A 6,780-nucleotide genomic window follows, 5' to 3' on the forward strand; every position below is an offset into this window, starting at 1 on the left:
GGCATGCGGATGTCCATGAGGACGACGTCGGCGCGTTCGGTACGGGCTCGGTCGACCGCCTCGGCTCCGTTGGCCGCCTCGGCGACCACCTCCATGTCGGGTTCGTTGTCGATGAGAAGCCTGAAGGTGCCGCGCAGGAGGGCCTGGTCGTCGGCGAGCAGGACACGGATGGTCACGGGGTGTCTCCGAGGGCCGGCGGCAGAGGGAGCTCGGCGGTGACACGGAATCCGCCGGTGGGCGCGGGACCGGTGCCGAGCGTGCCACCGAAGGCGTGGGCGCGCTCGCGCATGCCGATCAGACCGTGTCCGGAACCGGCTTTGTCGGGCGTCACGGTCCGGCGGCCGTCATCGGTGACGTCCAGGCGCAGCACGTGCTCGCCGTAGTCCACGCGGACATGGGCGGTGGCCGGACCGGCGTGCTTACGGGTGTTGGTGAGGGCTTCCTGGATGATGCGGTAGGCGGCGAGCTCGACGGACGGCGACGGTGGGCGGCGGACGCCGGTGAGGGTGACTTCGACAGGGAGTCCGGCCCGGCGGAAGGTCGCGGCGAGATCCTCCAGGTCGTCCAGGCGCGGCGTGGGCGCGCGCGGGTCGACGGTGTCGTCGTCTTGGCGCAACAGGCCGACGGTGGCCCGGAGTTCGTCGAGGGCGGCCCGGCTCGTCTCCTTGAGCCGGCCGAGGGCCCGGTGGGCGGCTTCGGCGTCCGTGCGCACGAGGTGCTGGGCGACGCCGGCTTGGGCGTTCACCAGCGTGATGTGGTGGGCGACCACGTCGTGCAGGTCGCGGGCGATGCGTACGCGCTCGGCGGTCACCCTCCGGGCGGCCTCGTCCTCGCGGCTGTGCTCGGCTTGCTCGGCCCGCTCGCGGAGCGCCGCCAGGTAGGCGCGCCGGGAGCGGGTGGTGTCCCCGATCGCGACGGCGAGCACCAACAGGTCGAACGAGGCCAGGGCGCCGACGGAGAGGACGCTTTCCGAGCGGGCCGCGGCCAGGGCGACCGTCATGAGGACGGAGGCGCTCAGCCCGATCACCCAGGACGTGGGTCTGGGCAGCCGTGAGGCCAGGGTGTACAGGGCGACCAGGCCGGCGCCCGGCACGATCCCGGCGTCCGGAACAACCGCGAGGTGGATGCCCTCGACGGCGAACACGACGGCGGTGACCATCATCGGGTACCGGCTGCGCCACACCAGTGGCAGGCACGCGGCGGCCATCCACAGCACCGGGCCGGCCGCGGGCCCGTGCCAGCCGCCGCCTCCCGCCATCGAGGCGAAGACCGACACCACGACCAGGACCGCGGCCGGGACCGCGTCACGAGCCCGCCGGTGACCGGCGAGAAAGTCCCGCGTCGCGGTGAACATACGCACTCCTGCACGGTACGCAACCGGGTCGGCGCGGCAGGGAACCCGCGCCGACCGGTCTGGGATTCGGATGGTCAACGGCCGGCGGACACCGGCTCGTCGGCGGGCCGGGCGGGCTGCTCGGACTCCGGTGCGCCTTCCACCGAGATTCGCGGCAGTACCTTGTCGAGCCACTTCGGCAGCCACCAGTTGGCGCGCCCGCACAGGTGCATCAGCGCCGGTACCAGCAGCATCCGTACCACGATGGCGTCCAGGGCGACGGCGGCGGCCAGGCCGACGCCGAACGTGGCGATCACCCGCATGCCACCGCCGGCGAACGCCGCGAACACGCTGAACATGATCGCCGCCGCGACGGCGACGACCTGTCCGGTCTCGGCCTGGCCGACCCGGACGGCGCGGTGGTTGTCGCCGGTGCGAGACCATTCCTCGTGCATCCGACTGACCAGGAACACCTGGTAGTCCATGGACAGGCCGAACATCACACCGATGACCAGGATCGGCACGAACGCCTCGACGGGCCCTGCCGAACCCACTCCCAGCAGTTCGGTGCCGAAGCCGTGTTGAAACACCACCACGATCGCCCCGAGCGCGGCGCCGAGGGTCAGGATGTTGGTGAGGGCACCGATGAGCGGGACCAGCAGACTGCGGAAGGCCGCGGTAAGGAGCAGGAAGCCCAGGGCGACGATGATCCCGATGAACAGCGGCAGCTTGGCGATCAGCGTGGCGGCGAAGTCGTTGCTCGACGCGGTGGTTCCGCCGACGTATACGCGCAGTCGGCTGCCGTCCTCCGCCGCGGGGACGATGTCGTCGCGCACGTGGTCGATGAGATCGCCGGTCCGTGCGGACTGGGGAGAGGAGTTCGGGACGACGGACACGACGGAGAACGTCGTGCCGGGTACGGCCGGGGGCGCGGTGACGGCGGCGACACCGTCGGTGGCGCCGAGCCGATCCACCAGGTCGGACAGCGCCCGGCGGGAGGTGTCGTCCGGGGTCTGCGCGGCCAGGACGAGCGGGCCGTTGAAGCCGGGGCCGAATCCGTCGGCCAGCATGTCGTAGGCCTTGCGGCTCGTCGAGGACGCCGGGTCGTTGCCCGCGTCCGCCGCGCCGAGCCGGATCGACAGCGCGGGGATCGCGACGATCGCCATGATCAGCACGGCGACGATTGCCGGCCGCTTCGGATGCCGGCGCACCCGCTCGGCCCAGCGTGCCCAGACGCCGTCGTCGGCGTCGGTGTTCGGGCGCGGACCGCCGGCGACGAGGTCGCGACGCTGACGCCGGCCGAGGACGCGAAGGCCCAGCATGCCCAGGAGCGCGGGCAACAGGGTGACGGCGGCCGAGACCGTCAGCAGCACGGTCAGTGCCGCGCCGACGGCCATGCCGTTGAGGATGCCGATGCCGAGAACGAGCATCCCCAGGAGGGCGACGACCACGGTCAGCCCGGCGAACACCACCGCCCGCCCGGAGGTGTTCATCGCCTTGGCGATCGAGGAGGCCACATCGACGCCGGTCATGAGGTTGCGGCGGTGCCGGTTGACGATGAACAGCGCGTAGTCGATGCCCACGCCCAGGCCGATGAGGGCGCCCAAGGTGGGGGTGACATCGGCCAGCGTCATCACGTGGCCGAGCAGCATCGTGGCCATCAGTGCGGTCACCACCCCGGCCACGGCGGTGATCACCGGCAGGACCGCGGCCCAGGCGGAACGGAAGACCAGGAGGAGCAGGAGGCAGGCCAGGCCGATCCCGACGAGTTCGCTCCACTTGGACACCGCGGGTGCCTCGGTGAACACCCCGCCGCCCAGTTCGACGTGCAGGGTCGCGGTCCGGGCCGCGGTGGCGATGTCGCGGACGGCGTCGACGTCGGACTCGGCGAGGTCATCCTCGTCCTCGGCGAAGTTGACGGTGGCGTAGGCGGTGCGCCCGTCCGCGGCGATCTGCCGCGCGCCCGCTTCGGTGTAGGGGCTGACGACGGCCGCGACACCGGGGGAAAGGGCTATGTGTTCCAGGGCTGCGGTCATCCGCTCGCGTACTCCGAGCTCGCCGACACCGGCCCGCCACACAACGGTGCCGCTCGCCCCTGCCGAGTCGGGGGCGTTGTCCCGCATGAGTTCGATCGCCGTGGCCGACTCGGTGTCGGGCATCTTCGAGTCGTTGCTGTACGCGGCGCCCGCGAACAGCGCCGACAACGCGAGCGCGACGAGCAGCCCCGCCCACAGGAAAACCACCGACAGGCGGTGTTCGTGGCACCAGCGGGCAAGAGCGGACATCACGCCTCCGAGGCGGTCGCGGCAGGTTACCGAAGCCCGGGGGATCGAGTGGCCGGATCACGCTCTCGGCTGTCGCTCGGCGGGCGGAAACAACCCCCGATACGGGCGGCTCCGGGCTCCCTGGACGACTCTGTCGGTTTGCGGGGCCGATGTCGTTGTGCGGACGCAGACACTTGCCCGTACTGCGTCCGCAGCAGTTCGCGACATCGTCGTCCGGACTCGGGCCCGGGCCCGGGCCCGGGCGAGACGCGGCTAGAGTGCGTGCCGCGCCCGGACATCGACGTTCACAAGCGCACAAGCGTTCAACGCCTTCACGGGTCCGGCAGTTCGCCGGCCTTTACCGCGCCGTTTCACGGCAAGAAGACCGCACGTGAAGAGCAGCCCCGCGAGCTCGCTTCGCCGGTACGGGGCTCTCCGACCGAAGAGGGCCTCCGGCCGCCCGTCCGGCCGGCGGCGACGTCCCGATCCCGTGTGGATGTCGGCGGCATGCGCTCGGCCCTCGAGAACGGACGTCCGGTCGACAGTGAAGGAGAAGGTTGTGGAATCTCGGTTCGACAAACAGCCGGAGCGGTTCCGCCTCGGCCACAGCGCGCAGGAGGACCCGGCCGTCACCTTCGGCAACGGCCCCCACTTCTACCTGGGCGTCAACACCGCCCGCATGTACCTGGAGACCGCGCTGTCGGTCCTGTTCGCACACCTGCCGGACCTGGCGTCGGCGGCCGAACACGAGGACATCGCCTGGGAACCGGACACCTACCTGTTCACCCGGCCGGTAGAGCTTCCCGTCACCTGGTCCTGACCCCTCATCGGGTCGCAGCGCGACCGCGCCGCGCTCCGGGCCCCGCCGGGGGGATGGGACGGCGGGAGGCGCCCGAGCGTCTGCGCACTACGTTCGTCCCCCTTCGCCATCGGCGAGGCATCCCATCCAATCGTGCAACCAATCATATGGTTTGGTCATGGAAGATCCTCATTCACTCGCCTGTCTCCCCGGGCGACCGCCCCTTGCCGCCCGACCGCGACCCCACGACCGCGAGGCCGAGCCCGCGACCGACGTCCCCCCGCCCCCATCCCCGCAGGAGTCTTCATTCGCGTCGCCGGAGGAGGAGACACGGCCTGACCCGGTCCTTGGCATCCGTGGCATCCGTGGCATCCGTTGCGAGGGACCGGAGCAGGTGGGAAAATCCGGTTGATCCGGACACGGGCCGTGGGGCCTCGGGGGTGGGCATGTCGAGCCGCGAACCCAACACGCTCCTCGCCGCGTTGCTGACCGAGGTCGACTGGAGCGCCGCAGACCTGGCCCGCCAGGTCAACGCGGCGGGCTCGGCACACGGTGTGCGTCTGAGGTACGACCGATCCGCGGTCGCGCACTGGCTCGGCGGAACCCGGCCGCGCCACCCGGTCCCCGCGCTGGTCGCCTCCGTGCTCAGCCGAGGATGCGGCCGACCGATATCGCCGCAGGAGACCGGCCTGGTGCCCGACGCCCGACCGGGGCCGCTCCTGACGGACAGGACCCGGGGGCCCGACGCGGCCGAGCGGCTGAGGGACCTGTGTCGGGCGGACGTCGACCCCGCCCGCCACGCCGCGCTCGTCCGCACCGTCTTCGCCCCCACCGACCCCGACCCACCGCTCCGCCGGGGCCCGGCCACTCGGCCCACACCCCGCGCCCGAGCCGGCGACGGCCGTGCGGTCACGTCGGCCGACTCGCGCACCGCCCAGGAGATGGCGCAGACGTTCGCCGACCTCTCGGCCCGCCACGGCGGCCGGCGGATCCGAACCTGGCTGGGCCTCTACCTCGCCCACGACGCGGGACACCTGCCCGCAGCCATGTCATCGCCGAAACTGCACAGTCAACTGCTCGTCGACGTCGCACAACTCACCCACCTGCTCGCCGACACGACGGCGGACTCCGGCCACCCCGGGCTGGCCCGAGCGTACTTCGAGATCGCCCTCGACCTCGCCGCCGAAGCCGGAAACAACCGCATGCGCGCCATCACACTGCGCGCGATGAGCGTCCAGGCCATGCGCCTGGGACACCACACACACGCCTTCGAACTGGCCGACGCGGCAGTGCGACAGGCGGGCCCGCACGGCGACGCCGCCGTCATGGCCTTCCTCCTCGGCCAACGCGCCCACAGCGGCGCCCTCGTGGGGCGAACGCGATCGGCCCGCACGGACCTGGCGGCAGCCGAACGCCACCAGGACCGCTCCACCGCGCCGCCGGGCGCGTTCACCTCCTACACCCACTCGGCACTGCACTTCCGCAGCGGGCAGACGTTCCGAGTCCTCGGCGAACCCGCCCATGCCCTGGCCTCGTTCGAGGCCGCACGCCACCGCGCCCCGTTCGACCGGCGAGCGACCGCACTGACCGAGGCAACCCTCGCCGAGACCCTCGCCGACATGGGCCACCTGGAAGCGGCCCGCCCCCACTGGGACGTCTTCCTCGATCTGTGCCCCCACCTGGACTCGATCGAAATCGAACGGGCCCGCGCCCGGATGCGCGAGACACTGCGCCGCTTCCCACACCGCCACCGCGTACAACAGCGCGAACGAGCGCCGAGCCCCCAACCCCACCCACCCGCCCCGGGAACCGGACACCGTTTTCCACCGGAACCGGCGGCCGACGCCTGACCCTCACTCTGGGATCCACCCCGGGGGCGTGTCAGGTCCTTTGTGCAAGTGATCCGTTCCGGAAGTCCTTCGGGGAGGCCAGGGCGCCGCCGCGTCCGTAGGCGTGGGGGACGCGCATCGCCCCGGCCCGGCCCGGAGCCAGGCTCGGATGGCAGCGGCAGCGGGCCTGTATCGAGGTCTTCTCATGACCGGGCGGTGATTCGGACGTGCTCAGACTTGTTGCCAGGGTTTGAAGTCGCTTCCGGGACCGGATTTGTTGCCGGTGGCCCAGAAGGCGCCGTCGGTGCCTCGGACGTAGATGCTGACGGTGTGGTCGGGGAACTGCACGATGGAGGGTCGGCCGACGAACCGTCCCGCTTCGCTGAGTCGTTGCCAGGCGGCGTCGAAGTTCCCGCCGGGTTTCTTTTGGCCGAGTCCGTTGACGCTGCCGTCGGCGAGGACCGCGTAGGTTCCCAGGGTTCCGTCGGGCCGCAGGACGACCTCGGGATCGCCCGTGACGGCCATCGCCCCGCCGGGTGTGGTCTGTTGCCACGG

Annotated in this window: 5 protein-coding genes and 1 pseudogene; 2 read left to right on the forward strand and 4 right to left on the reverse strand. The window is 71.7% G+C overall.

All coding sequences use genetic code 11. From position 1 onward, the window contains the following. The 3 genes from GT354_RS27105 to GT354_RS27115 all read right to left on the reverse strand — a co-directional run. Positions 1 to 176 (reverse strand): response regulator transcription factor (locus tag GT354_RS27105; protein ID WP_161359001.1); only part of this gene is annotated, 176 nt, incomplete at its 3' end. Continuing rightward, the gene (locus GT354_RS27110) at positions 173 to 1,354 is read right to left on the reverse strand and encodes a sensor histidine kinase (RefSeq protein ID WP_161359002.1); all 1,182 of its coding nucleotides are present in this window, start codon (positions 1,352 to 1,354) and stop codon (positions 173 to 175) included. The genes GT354_RS27110 and GT354_RS27105, both read right to left, overlap by 4 nt. Positions 1,355 to 1,428: 74 nt before the next feature. Continuing rightward, complete coding sequence (locus GT354_RS27115; RefSeq protein ID WP_161359003.1) at positions 1,429 to 3,618, reverse strand: MMPL family transporter; 2,190 nt, start codon at positions 3,616 to 3,618, stop codon at positions 1,429 to 1,431. 538 nt (positions 3,619 to 4,156) lie between these two features. On the opposite strand from GT354_RS27115, the gene GT354_RS27120 reads away from it, so the two are divergent. Both GT354_RS27120 and GT354_RS27125 read left to right on the forward strand, forming a co-directional pair. Beyond that, entirely contained in the window at positions 4,157 to 4,417 is a 261-nt protein-coding gene (locus GT354_RS27120) for a hypothetical protein (protein ID WP_161359004.1), read from the forward strand. Between the two features lie 425 nt (positions 4,418 to 4,842). Then, complete coding sequence (locus GT354_RS27125) at positions 4,843 to 6,246, forward strand: hypothetical protein (protein ID WP_161359005.1); 1,404 nt, start codon at positions 4,843 to 4,845, stop codon at positions 6,244 to 6,246. A gap of 210 nt (positions 6,247 to 6,456) precedes the next feature. Here the strand turns inward: GT354_RS27125 and GT354_RS27130 are convergent. Then, positions 6,457 to 6,780 (reverse strand): annotated as a pseudogene (locus GT354_RS27130) (hypothetical protein); the annotation flags it as partial.

It is taken from the genome of Streptomyces sp. SID3343 (genome assembly GCF_009865215.1).
Classification (GTDB): Bacteria; Actinomycetota; Actinomycetes; order Streptomycetales; family Streptomycetaceae; genus Embleya.

Excerpts from the sequence above, each read along its gene's own strand:
- GT354_RS27110 (WP_161359002.1), bottom strand. The coding sequence starts at position 1,354 with ATGTTCACCGCGACGCGGGACTTTCTCGCCGGTCACCGGCGGGCTCGT.
- GT354_RS27115 (WP_161359003.1), bottom strand. The coding sequence starts at position 3,618 with ATGTCCGCTCTTGCCCGCTGGTGCCACGAACACCGCCTGTCGGTGGTT.
- GT354_RS27125 (WP_161359005.1), top strand. The coding sequence starts at position 4,843 with ATGTCGAGCCGCGAACCCAACACGCTCCTCGCCGCGTTGCTGACCGAG.